Raw genomic sequence first — 16,741 nt, forward strand, 5'->3', positions numbered from 1 at the left:
ACTCCATAGCTGATCGTAGGGCAGTGTTCAAGGCTCCCCCTAGGGACGTCTGGGCGTTCTTCCAAGCTACCGCCGAAACTGCCCAACTGTCCCTAGCTATGGCCCAGTACGCCCCTACGGGATGCCGACCATCTAGGCATGACAGATGAAGCGAGAGTGCGAGCCAGGGTTCCGGCTCGGGTGGCTCGGATCACTGACGAGATCCAGAACACCTATGGGGCGTTCGTTGGCCACTCGGTCAAGTGTGAGCACTGCAAGGAGGCGGGGTGGCGGTGCGAGGTGGCCGAGGGGCTGTGGCAGGAGTACAAGGCTGCGCAGAGAGACGCCGAGGGTTCGTAGCGAGAGCGGCGTGATGCGACAAGAGGGGGCCGGAGTAATGTCCGGCCCTCAGCCATGTAGTGGGAAGGCTTCCTGCCATACTCCGTCCGACATAGATGACTCACAGGAGTGGGCGTATGCAGAATCAGGGTGAGGGTCATGGCTGCTTTGGTGCACTGCTCGGTATCGTCCTATGGATATCGAGTGCCTTCTTTCTATCTCCGCTAGTGGGACTGTTGACCGTCATCGGGGTTGGTGTTGTCGGTCTGGCCATTTCATCTCGTGGTGAGGTCGACCACGGCGTCATTAGGGGACTGAGTAATGTCTCCTTCATTCTCTTCGCACTCCTCTTCCTCGTGACCCTGGCGGACGATCCCTTGCCTGATAGGTTGGCGGGTTCCAGCTTCGGCACGAGCATCTGCTGTCTTGTTATGTTCGGAGTGTTCGGGGCATCCCAAAAGCGAGGCTGAGAAGTTGGAGAACCAAAGGGGGGCGAGGCTTAATGCCTCGCCCTTTCTATGCAGTCAGCTCTAGTTCATCCCTGATCTTCCGGTACTGGCCAGATACGTAAGAGTTGCTGACTCCAATCTCCTTGGCCACCTCTGATGCCTTCCTGTTGTTCAGGAACCCATCCCTGATTGCCTTCTGGTTGTCGGTGAGGTGAACCTCTTCAGTGATATGTGAACCCCGAGCCGGCTGAACCCCTGAATTCTGAACCTGAACTGAACTCTGAAGTGAACTCTTCTTCGAGACAGTCTTGGTCACAGTGAACTCCTTCATCTGTTCACTCAGCTCTAGTTCAACCTCCCTGAACTTCCGTCGGTAGACAGGGGCAACCTCGGCAGCGAACACAAGGATCAGCGGGGCAATGGAGTGAATACCTACACCTACCCAGTCACCCAGAGCTGTTGAGGTCCAGGTGTTGAGGAAGAGGGAGGCCGTTCCTGTGACCCACCTAAAGGCGGTAGCCCACTTCCCTGACTTCTTCCCGTGTCTGGATAGGACCGAGTCAGCCGACAAGGATAGGACTAGGGCGGCATCCACAACGGATGGAAGAACCCACCCCGTCCATACCCACTGGGAATGCAGGGCAACGAGGGGCCCTCCTGTCATAAGAGAGAACAGGATCGCTCCTGCTGCAATCACCCACATCATCCCGTCCACAACCTTCCGGGTTCGGATGATGCTCTTGAGTTCATTCGCAATGTTCATCATGGTTCAGATCTCCTAGGTTCAGATTCAGGTTCAGTTCACGGGACCCGTTAAGGGTCCCGGTTCAGTTCACTTGGTTCAGGTTCATGGTTCAGCGGGGAACCCTTTACGGGTTCCGCTGTTGGTGCACTACTGGTTCAGTTCACAACTCCACGGCCTTAATGGCCGTGGTTCACTCGGCGGGGGAGAGGTAACAGTCTCGGTTCCCTCGAATGTGGCGGGGAAGAGAAGGGCTACCGCTTCAGTCAGTCAAAGAGGTCGGCAGCCCTTAAGGCTGCCGTTCAGTCCTCTTAATCAAAACGGGGCTGTCGGGCTAAGGCCCTTCGCCCCTGGTCCAGGTTCAGTCAGAACGAGACTCCGGGCTAAGGCCCTACGTCTCTTCTCCCCGCTAGCCTTTTCTCCCCGCCAACCAGCGCAGCGCTGTCCCGACCCCTAGGGAGGGCAAGCGGAGCATCTAGGTACAGCTATCAAGCGGGGGGAGTATTGGAGAACTGAACGGTTCTTACAGTTCTACATATACGTATGGGGGGAACCGAGAACCAGAACCGTTTAGCTGGCCAGCCGGTAGATGGTTCGGTTCCCTTCCTTGGAGCGGGTGAGGGTTCCCTACGTCTCTTCTCCCCGCTATCCGAATGGTGCGTAGCCCTAGCGGAGCACCAGGCGTACTAGGTGACTCCTGCCTAGACACAACATCACGCCACGTAGGACATGCGAGAGGCTTCCTTGCGGTCGCCTCTGCCCCTACGCCGGGTGATATTAGGTTCCTACTCTTCTGGCCATAAGTAGCGAGGGGCTCAAAGGTGCTCCCCACTAGGGACATAAGTCAGGGGCTAGCTCTGGACCCTCTGCTCATAAGCTGCGAGCGAGGGAGTGCTTGCCTACTACTAGGGACATAAGTCAGAAGGCTGGGCCTGCCCTACTAGGGACATAAGTCAGGCAGAGCCCTGAACCCCTGCTGTACCCGACTCCCTACTAGGGACATAAGTCAGGTTGCGGGAGATGCACTCCTACTAGGGACATAAGTCAGAGAGCTAGGATTCCTCTACTAGGGACATAAGTCGTAACGGCTGGAGGGTGGTTCCTGCTAGGGGCATTGTTGCTTCGGTGTGGAGCATCCCCTACTAGGGACATAAGTCAGAGCAGGGGTTCCCCCTGCTAGGGACATAAGTCAGCCCCACTCCTCGCAGTACTCGCCCTCACCCTCAAGCCAAGCCCTGTCGCTGAACTCCCCGACTTGCAGAGTGAACGTGGTCTTAGCTCCTCGCTTCTCTCCAACGGTCTCGACAGTCAGCCAGCCTGCTTCAACAAGAGCCTGAACTCCTCGCTCGGTGTACGAGACGAGATTCCCTGCCCGGTTCCGAATCCCTACAGCATCAGCCAGGGAACGCCAGGGGATAGTCACCTGGGAGTCGTCCCCTGCCAGCCTGGCTATCTGCCTGGCTACATCCCTTCCGGAGCGGGGCACGAAGTGAATGACGTCTCCGTACCAAAGGGCTGCCTGATCGGTAGGCGGGCAATGCTCAACAGCAAGAGCGAAGCCTCTCTTCCTCAGTTTGCGTCGATGCTCCCTGATCTCATCTGCATAGATGGAGAGGAACTCTGTTCTGTTGTCTCCGCTTTGGCCGGGGCGTGTCCTGCTCCTCGGCTTTTCCTGCTCTGCTTTCACCTTCAGGAAGGCTTGGGTCATGAGATGTGTAGTCAGGAAGTTCTTTCCTCCGACAGTTTCCCAGTCGAATTCCGTAGTCACGTTGGGGTAGTTCATGATTAGTCTCCTTCGTTGATGCACCAGAAAGGGGCCCTAGCCGTTATCGGCGTAGGCCCCTGTGCTGACATGTTGCGTAAATATGGAATGGCCGGGCCGGCTGCACCCTGGCATTTCAATTCTTCTTCGCCTTGCTGAGGCGCTGACAGTCTTTGCAGTATTGCTTCTTCCCTGAGGGTTGGTACTTATCTCCCGAGTACTCGATAGCGTCCTTGCTTTTACCACACCCCGGGCAGACCTTCCGGCCGTTCTCCCAGTAGTGCTGTCTACTCTTCTTCTTCAGCGGCCTAAGCTCTTCTCTCCGCCTGTACTTCTGCTGGTAATGCCCATCGCAAAGGCCGTAAGAGTTCCTCGGCTTCTCGCACTCGGTGAATCCGCACTGTCCTCTACTCATGTCCTCTTCCTTCCGCTCATGGTTATGGTGCTGGCCCTAAAGCCAGTGCCTCTGTTGGTCTCGGTTGTGCTCACTGACTTCTCAGCTTCTCCAGGATGTAATTGGCGTTCCCTGATCCCAGCTTGTCTAGGTAACGTATGTCTGCCTCAGAGAAGCAGCCTCTGTCCATAGCGGTAAGGAGCACTGCCCCGAAGTACAGGGCAGACCCTCGAACCCCAGCCTTCTCCCTAACCTTCTCCAGGTTCTCTTTGATCTCCACTCGAATCTCCGGGGATGCCTGGTGTTTAACTCCTCCTTCGTGCACCCATGCCTTAACCCCCATTGCGGTGAAAAGGTCTGCTGTGCTCTGAGCCAGCGTGTACTTCCTCTTTCCCATGGTCTTCTCCTTCTGTTCATAAAGAAGGGCCCACCGGCGCAATGCCGGGGGCCCGGTTCGGGTTGCTTCTGCTTAGCTCAACGGGAGAACAGTTCTCGACTCAGTCGCTCGTATCTCTCCTTGCTGATGAGCACTGCCTTAACTGATCCGTACTTGGTGAACTCGATTGTCTCTCCAGCCTCAGCCCTGCTAACCAAATCAGGGAGTCTGTCTCGGGCTTCAGTCGTGCTTACCTTCATCTCTTACCTATCCTCCATCTTGTTTGTAAGGAACTCCGCCTCTCGTGCCGTCCACTCTCGGAACGGCATGGGGTCGATTCCAATGTGATCCTTCATTGCTCGGGAGACTTCATGCATGTCTCTCCGGTTGTGCTTGTTCAGTAGCCAGTCGTCAAGACTGGCGACGTCAGGATGAATGCCTAGCTTCTCAGCCCAGCGGAGGAGAGTGGGGTCGGCGTAGAACTCCTCCATGTGCCCTGGGACTCTGAGGTGAATCCATTCCTCCTGAGCGATTGCCTCAAGGCTGGCACCACCCTTCATGACGGCAATCACCTGAACCGGTACTCCCTGGTTGTCTCGACTGGTTATGTCCTTCAGCCTCTTAAGCGAAGGGTTCGCGGTAGTCCCTATCTTCACGTTGCCGTTAACCAACCTGATGATGTAGGTCCAGCCATCCACATGCTTGGCTGTGGGATTCACTGCGTAGATATCTCTTGCCATCTTTCTGGCTCTGGTCCGGTTGTAAGCAGCCAGATCCCAAACGTGCTCCTGGCACAGTGGAATGGTCACCAGGCCAAGCTCCTTCATGGCTCCCAGGTTGGTGCAGTCTGCGTCTGAGCAAGTAATGGTGTTCGCGTTCATGGGCTGATCTCCCTTGTATAGGCCCTGAGAGTCTTTCTCCGGGCCGTTCGTGATGTGCTGGGACTCTTCCTTCACGGCTTCCCTGGTAAGTCCCCAGAGGGCCGTATGGCGACTCTGCGTTTGTCAGGCCGCCTTCATCCAGTGGTGCGGACTCACGTTCAGATCGATGGTGAATCCCAGGGCAATCGGGTGCTTGCACCTTCCACCTCGCCCACAGTGCTTGGCGAACTCCTGCTTAGTAGAGAACTCCTCTCGGCAGGCGCAGCACTGAAAGCCGGTGAGGGTGCGGGTGTAGTGACGCTTCATGGTGGATCTCCTTTACGGTTTGCCGACGAGAGTCAGCTAGTGGACGCACGAGGCGTAAGCCTGAGTGCGGGAATGTTGTGGTACCTCGGGATACAGGTATGGGGTACCTCGGATGAAAAAAGGGGACGGCCACGCTCGGGACGTCATGTCCCGTGCTGGCCATTGGTGGTGGTCTCGGAGTGTTGGGGTACCTCAGGGCCAAAGCAAAGGGCCCCGGGTCCTCTCGCGAAGAACCAGGGCCCTGCCGTGCCGTGCTACCCACGTCCTGTGCTTGCGCATCAGTGACGGAACCGATCGTGAACAGTGGAGACCAACCACATGAAGGAAGAGGCTCATCCGTGCCTCTGCACCTCTGGGGACTCACCTACTAGAGATGAACCCTCACAGCCGCAGAGTCTTGGAGTAGCAACCTCACTAAGTAGGTAACCTCTTTCAAGGACGGTTCTGCAAAGAGCGTTACCAAAGTGTGAGCCAGATCACTTGGGTTCTCGTCGGGAAACCCTCACTTATTAGGTAGGGACTTTCAAGAGCGGTTCTGCAACGTCGCCCATTGAAGTGTGAGCCAGATCACCGAACCCCCTGAGCGGAACACCCTCACCTATCAGGCAGGGCCCCCATCGCAAGAGAAGGCAAGCACGGCCAGCAGATTTCTTTCCGGGCGTGACCGCCTGCCCTCAAGTCTAGGGCTCGCTACGGGATTGGGTCCGGAATCACCCGTACCTTCATTCCCCGCCCAGGGACGGCAGCCCTTAAGGCTGCCGCTCACCTCACCCAGGTACGACAAAGGGCCCCAGGGAAGCCCCCAGAGCCCTTGCCTACCGTCGTGGCTAGTACCTGTCTCCCAAGCCCTGTACGGCAGTCACAGCCCTACTCACGGCCATGTCTGCCCCGTACCTCCTGAGCATGGCTGGGGACTTCCATCCCCGGATAGCCATAATGTTCTCCCCGGACACTCCTGCCGTCTGCAAGTCATCGCACCACGTATGACAGAAGGAGTGCGGGGTTACTGCGGATGGTTCGTATCCCGCCTGTTCGGCCCTCTTCTTCACGATCCGATAGAGACCCATGTACTTCAGCTCTTGCCGTGACCGAGTGCCCAACCAAAGGTGGGGGTTCGTCTCGGAGAGGCTGTGCTCGGCCCTTGCCCTGAGGTACCGAGTAAGGGCCTTCACTGTCTTCGGCTGGAGGGGGATGGTTCGCCCGTCCTTGGTGTTCCTGTTTCCCTTCAAGGGGACAACCACCAAAGTGTGTCCAGTGAGGTCTAGGTCTTGAAGCCTCAGATTCAGCAACTCTTCAGCCCTGAGACCCTCTGTGAGAACCCTGATGATTGCGTGGTCCCTCACTGTCTCGAAGTCCCTTACCTTCGATGACCCGTTACCTGTAGCCCTGAGCACATCTTCGATGAACTCCGTGCTGAGGGTCTTTGGCTTACCGAGTGCGGGTGCTGCGTACTTGTGGAACTTCGGGTGACGGTAGGGAGTGGGGTGCTCGTACTCCTCTTCCAGGAACTTGAACAACGGGCGAAGGTTCCTCTGGAGGGTGTTGGTTCCCCCTGTGTATCCGCCCTTGCCGTCCTGGCTCTTGGGTACGTCGTGTTCCTGGTAGTACCAGCGGAAGAACTTGTTCAGGGTGCCCACGTCGAGAGTGGTGAAGTCACCCGAGAGTCCTGCCTCGGTCATCCAGTTGGACAGGGTCACTCCAGCGAACCGGTAAGCGTTGATGCTCTTCCGCTGATAGGGCCTGCCGTACCGGTTGTTAGTGGTGCTGAGGTGGAGGTCGAATTCCTCCAGCATCGATGTGCGTACCTCTGCCCCTGACAGCTTGCCGACTGCCCGGAGTGGGGTTGCTGCTTCCTGGTGTCGGCTGGCGTCGTAGCCAGCCGTCCTGGTGGCACTGCGGAGAGGGGTCTTCCTTGCCGACACGGGGTCTCCCTGGCACAGGGGCCTAGGCAAGTGCGAGGTAGCCAAGCGACTTGCCCAGACCGGTTCTGATGGGAGCACCACCAGGGAGAGAGCCAGTCTGACCAGAAGAGTTGCCTGGTCAGACCTACTAAGAGAGGCCGTGGCGGGAATCGAACCCGCGTAACTCGCTTTGCAGGCGAGTCCCTGAACCACTCGGGCACACGGCCGTTCTCAGGTGCGGCACGGCTCACTCGTTCCGAACCTGATGAGTCGACCGTAGGCGGGTGGGACGGGCGGCTCAAGGGGTCCGGCACCGCTGCAACGGGACTGCCACACGCCGTTCATGAACGGGAGGTGGCGGCGCGGGGCGTGGTCGTAGGACCAAAGGACCGGATGATCACCGACTTCCGACAGGAGTCAGTGAGGGCTGCGCACCTTACGCTGACGGCCATGGCAGCACTGGAGACCTCCGACGTCACGACCGTTCCCCCCGAAGTGGAGGGCGACGGTATCGCGCGCTGAGCATCGGGATCGTCTCCGTGGTGCTGGTCATCGCCTTCGAGGCGACCGCCGTGGGGACGGCGATGCCCGTCGCCGCCCGGGAACTCGACGGGGTGGCGCTGTACGCGTTCGCCTTCTCCGGCTACTTCACGACCAGCCTGTTCGGGATGGTGCTCGCCGGACAGTGGTCCGACCGGGACGGACCGCTGGCGTCCCTCACGGTCGGCATCGGCGCGTTCGCCGGGGGGCTGCTGCTGTCCGGGACGGCCGGGGGCATGTGGCTGTTCGTCCTCGGGCGTGCCGTCCAGGGGCTCGGCGGAGGGCTCGTCATCGTCGCGTTGTACGTCGTCGTCGGGCGGGCCTACCCGGAGCGGTTGCGGCCCGCGATCATGGCGGCGTTCGCGGCGGCCTGGGTGGTGCCGTCCGTCGTCGGCCCCCTCGCCGCCGGAGCGGTCACCGAACACCTCGGCTGGCGCTGGGTGTTCCTCGGTATCCCGGCCCTCGTCGGCATCCCCCTCGCCCTCGCCCTGCCCCAGATACGCCGGCGGGCCGGGGGGCCCGCGACGGACGGGGAACCCGCCGACACCCCTATCGCCGGCGGCACCGGCAGCGACGGGTTCGCCCGCACCGGCACCGGCAGCGACGGACTTGCTCGCACCGGCACCGGCAGCGACGGACTTGCCCGCTCCGGCACCGGCAGCGACGGACTTGCCCGCTCCGGCACCGGCAGCGACGGACTTGCTCGCGTCGGCACCGGCAGCGACGAGGTCGCCCGCCCCGGCACCGGCGGGTTCACCGGCACCCACCCCTTCGGGCACGCCCCCGGCGACGCCTCCCCCGACCCCCTCACCTCCGACCCCCTCACCCCCGACCCCCTCGGTGCCGGCCCCCTCGACCGCGCGCCTCTTGCCGTCGAGGCCCTCGCCGCCGAAACCCTCCCCCCGGAGCCCCTCCGTCGCGCTCCCCTCGACCGGCGGCGTATCCGGCTGGCGTTCGGGATCGCTTTCGGGGCCGGGCTGTTGCAGTACGCGGCCCAGGATCTGCGGCTCCTCTCGCTCCTGCCCGCGCTGGCCGGTGTCGCCCTGCTCGTCCCCGCCGTGCGCGGGCTGCTGCCGCACGGCACCTGGCGGGCGGCGCGCGGGCTGCCGTCCGTCGTGCTCCTGCGCGGCGTCGCGGCCGGGTCCTTCGTCGCCGCCGAGTCCTTCGTGCCGCTGATGCTCGTCACCCAGCGGGGACTCTCCCCGACGCTCGCCGGGCTGTCGCTCGCCGCGGGCGGTGCCACCTGGGCGCTGGGCTCCTGGCTGCAGGCGCGGCCCGGCGTGGAGCCGCACCGGGAGCGGCTGATGTTCCTCGGCATGCTGCTGGTCGCGGCGGCCGTCGCGACCGCGCCCAGCGTGCTCCTCCCGGCCGTGCCCGTGTGGACCGTCGCCGTCGCCTGGGCCTTCGGCTGCTTCGGGATGGGGCTCGTGGTCGCCTCCACCAGCGTGCTGCTGCTCCAGCTCTCGGCCCCGCACGAGGCCGGTACGAACTCGGCCGCCCTCCAGATCTCCGACGCCCTGTGCAACGTCCTGCTGCTCGCCTTCGGCGGAGCCGCCTTCGCGGCGCTGGGCGGCGGCGCGATGGCCCACGCGGCGACCGGCACGGCCTCCGGCGCCCACGGATCCCACCCGGCCGCCTTCGCGGCCGTGTTCCTTCCGATGGCCGCCGTGGCGCTGGTCGGGGCGTGGGTGACGACACGTGTCAGGGAGCGGCGACCCGCGGCCGGGATCGGCCAGAAAGGCTGAGGCCGCGGCCCACGGGGGCTGCCGCGCGTCACGCGGCGGCGTCGACGGGCCGGGTGCGGGAGCGAGTGCGGACCGTCATGTGACGTCAGTCCCATCCACGGCGGACCCGGCGTCGTCCGCGCGGTGACACGCCGCGGGCGCCGGTAGGGTGGCCCGGTTGTCATACGTAGCCGAGCCGACCGCCCGTCTGCCGTCACCGCCACACCGACGCGCCGCGCGCGGACCCGGAAGCTCCCCATCGCCACCCAGACCGGAGACCGTGACTACCACCGCCGCCAGCGCCTCCTCGCACTCGCACCACCTCTCACCCGCCTTCCCCGGCCGCGCCCCCTGGGGCACCGCCAACAAGCTGCGCGCCTGGCAGCAGGGGGCGATGGAGCGGTACATCCAGGAGCAGCCGCGCGACTTCCTCGCCGTCGCCACCCCCGGCGCCGGCAAGACGACGTTCGCGCTGACGCTCGCGTCCTGGCTGCTGCACCACCACGTGGTCCAGCAGGTGACCGTGGTCGCGCCGACCGAGCACCTGAAGAAGCAGTGGGCCGAGGCGGCCGCGCGGATAGGGATCAAGCTGGATCCCGAGTACAGCGCCGGGCCGCTCAGCAAGGAGTACCACGGCGTCGCGGTGACGTACGCGGGTGTCGGTGTGCGGCCGATGCTGCACCGCAACCGCTCCGAGCAGCGCAAGACGCTCGTCATCCTCGACGAGATCCACCACGCCGGTGACAGCAAGTCCTGGGGCGAGGCCTGTCTGGAGGCGTTCGAGCCCGCCACCCGCCGGCTCGCGCTCACCGGTACGCCGTTCCGCTCCGACACCAACCCCATCCCCTTCGTCACCTACGAGGAGGGGAGGGACGGCATCCGCCGGTCCTCCGCCGACTACACGTACGGATACGGGTCCGCGCTCGGGGACGGGGTCGTGCGGCCCGTCATCTTCCTCTCCTACAGCGGCAACATGCGCTGGCGCACCAAGGCGGGCGACGAGATCGCCGCGCGCCTCGGCGAGCCGATGACCAAGGACGCGATCAGCCAGGCCTGGCGCACCGCGCTCGACCCGCGCGGCGAGTGGATGCCGAGCGTGCTGCGCGCCGCCGACCAGCGGCTCACCGAGGTGCGCAAGGGCATCCCGGACGCCGGGGCCCTCGTCATCGCCACCGACCAGGACTCGGCCCGCGCCTACGCCAAGCTGATCCGGGAGATCACCGGCTCCAAGGCCACCGTCGTCCTGTCCGACGACACCGGCGCCTCGAAACGCATCGACGACTTCGCGGCGAGCGAGGACCGGTGGATGGTCGCCGTCCGCATGGTGTCCGAGGGCGTCGACGTGCCGCGCCTCGCCGTCGGCGTGTACGCGACCACCATCTCGACGCCGCTGTTCTTCGCGCAGGCCGTCGGCCGTTTCGTGCGGTCCCGGCGGCGCGGCGAGACCGCGTCCGTGTTCCTGCCGACCGTCCCCGACCTCCTCACCTTCGCCAACGAGATGGAGGTCGAGCGCGACCACGCCCTCGACAAGCCGAAGAAGGAGGGCGAGGAGGACCCGTACGCCGAGTCCGAGCAGGAGATGGAGGAGGCGAACAAGGAGCAGGACGAGGACACCGGCGAGCAGGAGCAGTTCTCCTTCGAGGCGCTGGAGTCCGAGGCCGTCTTCGACCGCGTCCTCTACGACGGCGCCGAGTTCGGCATGCAGGCCCACCCCGGCAGCGAGGAGGAGCAGGACTACCTCGGCATCCCCGGGCTCCTCGAACCCGACCAGGTGCAGTTGCTGCTCCAGAAGCGACAGGCCCGCCAGATCGCGCACAGCCGCAAGAAGCCGGACGACGAGGCGGACCTCCTCGAACTGCCCGCCGAGCGGCGTCCGGTGGTCTCCCACAAGGAGATGCTGGAACTGCGCAAGCAGCTCAACACCATGGTCGGCGCGTACGTCCACCAGAGCGGCAAGCCGCACGGCGTGATCCACACCGAGCTGCGCCGCGTCTGCGGCGGCCCGCCGAGCGCGGAGGCCACGGCCGGGCAACTGCGCCAGCGGATCGCCAAGGTCCAGGAGTGGGCCACCCGGATGCGGTGATCCGCGGTCGCGGAGATCACCGGGACGCCTGACATCCGTGTCGCCGGGACGCCTGACATCCGCGTCGCCGGGACACCTGACACCCGTGCCGCCGGACACGCGCCATCCGTGTCCGTGAGCACCTGCGGCGCCTGACGCCACCTGACACCCGTGTCCGTCGCGGTCCGTGAGCGGTGCCGTCGGCGTGTGTTCCCGGGCCGGCCGATCGTCGGCCCCGGCCCCCGCCCCGGCGCCGGACCGCGGGACCGCGGACGCACATGGAGAACCGGTTACCTCGGCGCGGCCGATATCCGGAACCCGCCCCCCCTGCGCGGCGGCTTCCCTTTCAGGGGCGCGCAACTCTTCGGACCGGCGTGCGCCTCCGCCGGTGCGCTGCGTGCACGCGCGGTGTACGCGGAGTTCCGCGCGCTCCACGTTCCGGGACAAACGGAATCAGTCCGTACGAGCCGATGCCCGGATTCTGGACGGAGACTTCCGCTGAGCGGACCGGCTCGCTACTGTCCCGCTACGCACACGCCCCGTGGCAGCGCCGCCGCGGAGCGCAGCCGTGAAGCGACTCCGCCCGGGAAGAGCCCGGGTCGCCAGCCGACCGGCGGCCTCTTGAGCGCGTCGCCGACGGGACTCGGTGACGCATCCGCCGAGCGAGGGCCGTCGACCTCACCACTAAGGAGTGGGCGTCGTGACCGCGGAGACCTCTCAGACGCTCGACCGGGGACTGCGCGTCCTCAAGCTGCTCGCCGACACGGACCACGGGCTGACCGTCACCGAGCTTTCGAACAAACTGGGCGTCAACCGGACCGTGGTGTACCGGTTGCTCGCCACGCTGGAGCAGCACGCGCTCGTACGGCGGGACCTCGGCGGTCGTGCCCGGGTCGGTCTCGGGGTCCTGCGCCTCGGCAGCCAGGTGCACCCTCTGGTGCGGGAGGCGGCGCTGCCCGCGCTGCGCGCCCTGGCCGAGGACATAGGCGCGACGGCCCATCTGACGCTGGTCGACGGGACGGAGGCGCTCGCCGTCGCCGTCGTCGAACCCACGTGGACCGACTACCACGTGGCCTACCGGGCCGGGTTCCGGCATCCGCTGGACCGGGGAGCCGCGGGCCGCGCGATCCTCGCCGCCCGGCAGGCGCCGGTGGGGGATCCCGGGTACACGCTCACCCACGGGGAGTTGGAGGCGGGCGCCAGCGGGGCCGCGGCGCCGCTCATCGGGGTGACGGGGGTCGAGGGCAGTGTCGGGGTGGTCATGCTCGCGGACGCGGTGCCGGAGCGGGTCGGGCCGCGCGTGATGGACGCGGCCCGCGAGGTCGCGGACGCCCTGCGCTGACCCGGCAGCGGGTGGCGCCGACGCCCTCCGCGACGCGCCGGCGCCTTGACCGAAGCGCCGTGCGTCGACGGAGGCCCCACCGCCCGGGGTGCTGCGGGAACCGTCGCCCCGCGACCTGGCCGCTCCGTACGGACACGGTTCCCGAACGCGGGGACGTCTCGGCCCGTACCGCCCCGTCGGCCCGGGGTGATCCTTGCCCGGCCTCGCCCCGTGGGACCTGTCCGGAGGGCCCGGCGGCAGGGGACGTTAGATTGAACCCGTGCTCTCTCGCCTCACGCGCCCCAAGGCCGTCGCCGTCTGCGCCCTCCCCGTCGTGGCCCTCCTCGCCACGGCGGTGTTCGCGCCGCTGCCCTTCTCCCTGGCGCAGCCCGGCCTGACGGCGAACGTCCTCGGCGAGAACAAGGGCGACCCGGTGATCACGATCACGGGGGCGCCCACCCGCGACACCCGCGGCCAGCTCCGGATGACGACGATCGAGGCCACCGGGCCCGACGCGAAGATCTCCCTCGGGGACGTGCTCAGCGGCTGGTTCGCCACCGACAAGGCCGTGATGCCCCGCGACTCGGTCTATCCGAGCGGCGGCAGCGTCAAGGAGATCGAGCAGCACAACGCGAACGAGATGAAGAAGTCCCAGGACACCGCCACCGAGGCGGCGCTCGGCTATCTGCACGAGAAGGGCGACGTCAAGGTCACGCTGAAGCTCGCCGACGTCGGCGGACCGAGTGCCGGGCTGCTCTTCTCGCTCGGCATCGTCGACAAGCTGGACGGCGACGGCAGCGGCGGCGACCTCACGGGCGGCCGGGTCGTCGCGGGTACGGGAACGATCGACGCCGACGGCAAGGTCGGCGCGGTCGGCGGGGTCGCCCTCAAGACGCAGGCGGCCCGCCGCGACGGGGCGACCGTGTTCCTCGTACCGAAGGCGGAGTGCTCGGACGCGAAGTCGGAGCTGCCGAAGGGGCTGCGGCTGGTCCCGGTGACGAGCCTGCAGGGCGCGGTCGAGTCGCTGGTCTCCCTGGAGAAGGGCAAGGGCTCGGTCCCGAGCTGCTAGTCCGGACCCGCGAAAGGATCCGTCCGCCGCCCCGCTCAGAAGGCCGCGGCGGCCGTCCTCGGCGCGGAGGCCAGGCGGAGGCCGACCTCCACGAGGGTCCATCCGACGCGGGCGCGCAGCCGGTGGGGGCGGGCCTCGGCCGTGAGCCGGTAGGTGTCTGCCTCGGCCCGCAGTTCGGCGGCGCGCAGGTGGTGCAGCTGGAGTTGGGTGTCCGGGTGCATCGGTGTGACCTCTCTTCGATGGGGTCGGGCGTCGGGGTCGCGTGTCGTGGTGGGGCGTAGGGATCGGGCTTCCTCGGGGTGAGCCGGCTCGTTCGCGGCCCGCCTGCTCAGTCGGACGCCTGCGGGAACACGTGGGTGTGGAAGCGCAGTTGGGCCGCCTCGGTGTCGGCCTCGGGGCGTTCGAGGGCGGCGTAGCTCTCCAGCAGGGCGTGCATTTTTTCGATCAGTTCGCGGGACTGCGCCGGGGTCAGCCGGATCGTGAAGTCGCTCATGTCGGTGGCGCGGGTCCAGTCGTCGGACCAGTCGTCACGCGTGCCGAGCCACGTCGACAGCTCGCGGGCGTGGCTGGTGGCGACCTCGTGCAGGAACATGTCCGCCGCCCCGCGCACCGCCGGGTCCGGGTCCTTGAGCAGTTCCTCGTCGAAACCGAGCCCCTGGTCGGCCGCCTGCCACCAGCGCTCACGCCCCTTGCCCCGGTCCGGCGCGTCCTCGACGAAGCCGTGCGCGGCGAGCTGGCGCAGGTGGTAACTGGTCGCCCCGCTGGACTCGTTCAGCCGCTCGGCGAGCATCGACGCGGTGGCCGGGCCCCGGCGCCGCAGGCTGCTCAGCAGTTCCATGCGCAGCGGGTGGGCGAGACCGCGCAGGGAGCGGGCGTCGAGCCGCCGGTGCTGCGGCGGTGCCGGCGGCAGGGGCGGCTCCGGCGGGAGAGGGGCGTTCGGGGGGTGCGGTGGCTGCTGCTCCGTCATGCGTACAAAGGTAGCGTTGCAAAGACTTGCTTGCAACAGTTTCTTTGCAACTACTTCCCGGGACGGCCGAGGACCGCCCCGACCGGTCAACCGCCCTGCGGATCGGCCGAGTTCGCGGTCCCGTTCACTTCTGCTTGACGAACCCCTCCGACGTCATCCAGTCCAGAGCCACCTCGTGCGGATCCTGGCCCTCCACGTCGACCTTGGCGTTCAGGTCCTGCGCCACCGAGTTGTTCAGCGCCTTCGTCACCGGCTCGATGACCTGGGCGATCTGCGGATACTTCTTGAAGGCCTTGGCGTTGACCACGGGCGCGGCGTTGTAGTTGGGGAAGAACTTCTTGTTGTCCTGCATCACCTCCAGGTTCATCGACTTGATGCGCCCGTCGGTGGTGAACACCTCCCCGTACGTGCAACTGCCCTTCTTCACCTGGGTGTAGATGATCCCGGTGTCCATCTGCGTGATGTTCTTCGCCGGGATCGACATGCCGTACGCCTTCTCCATGCCCGGCAGTCCGTCGGCCCGGTTGGCGAACTCGCTCTCCACGCACAGGGTGACGGCGCCCGGGTCCGACTTCGACAGCGCGGCCACGTCGGAGAGCGTCTTCGTGCCGTACTTCTTGAAGTTGGCCTGGTTCATGGCGAGCGCGTAGGTGTTGTTGAGGACGGACGGCGGCAGCCAGACCACGCCGTTCTTCGTGTCGGCGTCGTGCACGGCCTGCCACTGCTTCTGCGGGTCCGTGATCGGCTTGCTGTTGCCGAGGTAGGTGATCCACGCGGTGCCCGTGTACTCGTACGTCGCGTCCGCGTCCCCGTTCTTGATCGCCTCACGCGTGCCGATCGACCCCTGGATACCGGTGCGGTCGATGACCTTCGCGCCGGCCGCCTGGAACGCGATGCCCATGATCGCGCCGAGGACCAGCTGTTCGGTGAACTCCTTCGACGCCACCGTGAGCGTGGCGCCCTTGAGGGGCTGTCCCTTCCCCACGGTGCCGGGCTCGACGTCGTCGGTCATCGGGGAGCCGCTGGTCAGCCCGCACCCGGACGCCAGCACGAGCAGTCCCGCGAACAGCGCGAGGGCACGGGTCCTTCTCGTGGGCGCGGTCACTTCTCCACCTCCAGGCCGCGCGGCCGCAGCAGCAGCTCCGCGAGCGACGCCAGCCAGTCGACCAGCAGGGCGAGAGCGACCGTGAGGACGGCGCCGAGGACCAGGACGGGCATGCGCTGGGTGGTGATGCCGGTGGTGATGAGGACGCCGAGCCCGCCACCGCCGCCGAAGGTGGCGAGGGTCGCGGTGCCCACGTTCAGGACGAGTGCCGTACGGACGCCGGCGAGGATCAGCGGGACCGCCAGCGGGAGTTCGACCCGGGTGAGGACGCCCAGCGGTGACATGCCGATGCCGCGGGACGCCTCCAGCAGGGTCGGGTCGTTCGCGTTCAGGCCGGCGATCGTGTTGGACAGGACCGGCAGGATCGCGTAGATCGTGATGCCGATCAGGGCCGACTTCTGGCCGGTGCCGAGCCAGATCACCAGGAGCGCCAGCAGACCGATCGCCGGGGTCGCCTGTCCCATGTTGGCGATCGTCATCGCGATCGGGGTGGCCTTCCGGAACGCCTTGCGGGTCAGCAGGATCCCCAGCGGGATCGCGATGATCAGCACGAAGAACGTGGAGATCGCCGTCAGCTGGATCTGCTGCCACAGGGCCTTGGACACCTGGCCGTTCGACAGGGCGTTCTTGGAGATCGGGTCGAGGTCCGCCTGCTGGAACCAGAGCCAGGTGCCCAGCAGCAGGGCGATCAGCAGGGCCGGCAGGAAGGTCAGCTTCTGCCAGCCGATCCGCCGCCGGGGCGGTTCGGCCGACGGCGGTGCCTCCCGCTCGCCCTCGCCGTCGCCGTCGCTGTCGTCGCGGAAGGCGAGCCCCTTCACCTCGTG

The 16,741-nt window shown here is 65.7% G+C and carries 17 protein-coding genes and 1 tRNA gene; 5 read left to right on the top strand and 13 right to left on the bottom strand.

The annotated features are described in order from the left end of the window. Nucleotides 1–455: 455 nt before the first annotated feature. Nucleotides 456–788: a hypothetical protein gene (locus OG406_RS24650; protein ID WP_329187805.1), complete on the top strand. Its 333-nt coding sequence runs from the start codon at nucleotides 456–458 to the stop codon at nucleotides 786–788. Between the two features lie 46 nt (nucleotides 789–834). Here the strand turns inward: OG406_RS24650 and OG406_RS24655 are convergent, their stop codons facing one another. The 9 genes from OG406_RS24655 to OG406_RS24690 form a co-directional block, all read right to left on the bottom strand. Further along, entirely contained in the window at nucleotides 835–1,533 is a 699-nt protein-coding gene (locus OG406_RS24655; protein ID WP_329187808.1) for a hypothetical protein, read from the bottom strand. Between the two features lie 1,165 nt (nucleotides 1,534–2,698). Further along, nucleotides 2,699–3,292 (bottom strand): hypothetical protein, encoded by a 594-nt coding sequence (locus OG406_RS24660; protein WP_329187810.1) that lies wholly within the window; start codon nucleotides 3,290–3,292, stop codon nucleotides 2,699–2,701. 115 nt (nucleotides 3,293–3,407) lie between these two features. Beyond that, nucleotides 3,408–3,686 (bottom strand): hypothetical protein, encoded by a 279-nt coding sequence (locus tag OG406_RS24665; RefSeq protein ID WP_329187812.1) that lies wholly within the window; start codon nucleotides 3,684–3,686, stop codon nucleotides 3,408–3,410. Between the two features lie 70 nt (nucleotides 3,687–3,756). Further along, nucleotides 3,757–4,062 (bottom strand): hypothetical protein, encoded by a 306-nt coding sequence (locus OG406_RS24670; RefSeq protein WP_329187813.1) that lies wholly within the window; start codon nucleotides 4,060–4,062, stop codon nucleotides 3,757–3,759. A 77-nt stretch (nucleotides 4,063–4,139) separates the two neighbouring features. Then, nucleotides 4,140–4,301, bottom strand: coding sequence for a type II toxin-antitoxin system Phd/YefM family antitoxin (locus tag OG406_RS39445; RefSeq protein ID WP_443067103.1), 162 nt, complete (start codon nucleotides 4,299–4,301; stop codon nucleotides 4,140–4,142). A 3-nt stretch (nucleotides 4,302–4,304) separates the two neighbouring features. After that, nucleotides 4,305–4,997, bottom strand: coding sequence for a hypothetical protein (locus OG406_RS24675; RefSeq protein ID WP_329187814.1), 693 nt, complete (start codon nucleotides 4,995–4,997; stop codon nucleotides 4,305–4,307). Nucleotides 4,998–5,045: 48 nt separating this feature from the next. Continuing rightward, on the bottom strand, nucleotides 5,046–5,228 hold the full coding sequence (locus tag OG406_RS24680) for a hypothetical protein (protein ID WP_329187815.1): 183 nt from the start codon (nucleotides 5,226–5,228) through the stop codon (nucleotides 5,046–5,048). A gap of 827 nt (nucleotides 5,229–6,055) precedes the next feature. Then, nucleotides 6,056–7,150, bottom strand: a complete 1,095-nt coding sequence (locus OG406_RS24685; protein ID WP_329187816.1) for a tyrosine-type recombinase/integrase — start codon at nucleotides 7,148–7,150, stop codon at nucleotides 6,056–6,058. Nucleotides 7,151–7,284: 134 nt separating this feature from the next. After that, nucleotides 7,285–7,356, bottom strand: a tRNA-Cys gene (locus OG406_RS24690). Between the two features lie 312 nt (nucleotides 7,357–7,668). Between OG406_RS24690 and OG406_RS24695 the strand changes: the two genes are divergently transcribed. The 4 genes from OG406_RS24695 to OG406_RS24710 all read left to right on the top strand — a co-directional run bounded on the left by OG406_RS24695 (nucleotide 7,669) and on the right by OG406_RS24710 (nucleotide 13,845). After that, complete coding sequence (locus OG406_RS24695) at nucleotides 7,669–9,414, top strand: MFS transporter (RefSeq protein WP_329187818.1); 1,746 nt, start codon at nucleotides 7,669–7,671, stop codon at nucleotides 9,412–9,414. Between the two features lie 259 nt (nucleotides 9,415–9,673). After that, complete coding sequence (locus OG406_RS24700) at nucleotides 9,674–11,476, top strand: DEAD/DEAH box helicase (RefSeq protein WP_081217531.1); 1,803 nt, start codon at nucleotides 9,674–9,676, stop codon at nucleotides 11,474–11,476. A gap of 679 nt (nucleotides 11,477–12,155) precedes the next feature. Further along, nucleotides 12,156–12,797, top strand: coding sequence for an IclR family transcriptional regulator (locus OG406_RS24705; protein ID WP_081217530.1), 642 nt, complete (start codon nucleotides 12,156–12,158; stop codon nucleotides 12,795–12,797). A gap of 259 nt (nucleotides 12,798–13,056) precedes the next feature. After that, on the top strand, nucleotides 13,057–13,845 hold the full coding sequence (locus OG406_RS24710) for a S16 family serine protease (protein ID WP_081217529.1): 789 nt from the start codon (nucleotides 13,057–13,059) through the stop codon (nucleotides 13,843–13,845). A 35-nt stretch (nucleotides 13,846–13,880) separates the two neighbouring features. Here OG406_RS24710 and OG406_RS24715 read toward each other — a convergent pair whose 3' ends face one another. The 4 genes from OG406_RS24715 to OG406_RS24730 all read right to left on the bottom strand — a co-directional run bounded on the left by OG406_RS24715 (nucleotide 13,881) and on the right by OG406_RS24730 (nucleotide 16,735). Further along, nucleotides 13,881–14,066, bottom strand: coding sequence for a hypothetical protein (locus OG406_RS24715; protein WP_164374946.1), 186 nt, complete (start codon nucleotides 14,064–14,066; stop codon nucleotides 13,881–13,883). A gap of 107 nt (nucleotides 14,067–14,173) precedes the next feature. Further along, nucleotides 14,174–14,812 carry a winged helix-turn-helix domain-containing protein gene (locus OG406_RS24720; RefSeq protein ID WP_164374945.1) on the bottom strand — a complete coding sequence of 213 codons (639 nt, stop codon included), beginning with the start codon at nucleotides 14,810–14,812 and terminating at the stop codon, nucleotides 14,174–14,176. Nucleotides 14,813–14,936: 124 nt separating this feature from the next. After that, nucleotides 14,937–15,824 carry a glycine betaine ABC transporter substrate-binding protein gene (locus OG406_RS24725; protein ID WP_164374978.1) on the bottom strand — a complete coding sequence of 296 codons (888 nt, stop codon included), beginning with the start codon at nucleotides 15,822–15,824 and terminating at the stop codon, nucleotides 14,937–14,939. Between the two features lie 89 nt (nucleotides 15,825–15,913). After that, nucleotides 15,914–16,735, bottom strand: a complete 822-nt coding sequence (locus OG406_RS24730) for an ABC transporter permease (protein ID WP_241539897.1) — start codon at nucleotides 16,733–16,735, stop codon at nucleotides 15,914–15,916. Nucleotides 16,736–16,741 lie beyond the last annotated feature (6 nt).

The sequence above is a fragment of the Streptomyces sp. NBC_01428 genome (assembly GCF_036231965.1).
Taxonomy (GTDB): Bacteria; Actinomycetota; Actinomycetes; order Streptomycetales; family Streptomycetaceae; genus Streptomyces.

Excerpts from the sequence above, each read along its gene's own strand:
- OG406_RS24650 (WP_329187805.1), top strand. The coding sequence starts at position 456 with ATGCAGAATCAGGGTGAGGGTCATGGCTGCTTTGGTGCACTGCTCGGT.
- OG406_RS24655 (WP_329187808.1), bottom strand. The coding sequence starts at position 1,533 with ATGATGAACATTGCGAATGAACTCAAGAGCATCATCCGAACCCGGAAG.
- OG406_RS24660 (WP_329187810.1), bottom strand. The coding sequence starts at position 3,292 with ATGAACTACCCCAACGTGACTACGGAATTCGACTGGGAAACTGTCGGA.
- OG406_RS24665 (WP_329187812.1), bottom strand. The coding sequence starts at position 3,686 with ATGAGTAGAGGACAGTGCGGATTCACCGAGTGCGAGAAGCCGAGGAAC.
- OG406_RS24670 (WP_329187813.1), bottom strand. The coding sequence starts at position 4,062 with ATGGGAAAGAGGAAGTACACGCTGGCTCAGAGCACAGCAGACCTTTTC.
- OG406_RS39445 (WP_443067103.1), bottom strand. The coding sequence starts at position 4,301 with ATGAAGGTAAGCACGACTGAAGCCCGAGACAGACTCCCTGATTTGGTT.
- OG406_RS24680 (WP_329187815.1), bottom strand. The coding sequence starts at position 5,228 with ATGAAGCGTCACTACACCCGCACCCTCACCGGCTTTCAGTGCTGCGCC.
- OG406_RS24715 (WP_164374946.1), bottom strand. The coding sequence starts at position 14,066 with ATGCACCCGGACACCCAACTCCAGCTGCACCACCTGCGCGCCGCCGAA.
- OG406_RS24720 (WP_164374945.1), bottom strand. The coding sequence starts at position 14,812 with ATGACGGAGCAGCAGCCACCGCACCCCCCGAACGCCCCTCTCCCGCCG.
- OG406_RS24725 (WP_164374978.1), bottom strand. The coding sequence starts at position 15,824 with ATGACCGACGACGTCGAGCCCGGCACCGTGGGGAAGGGACAGCCCCTC.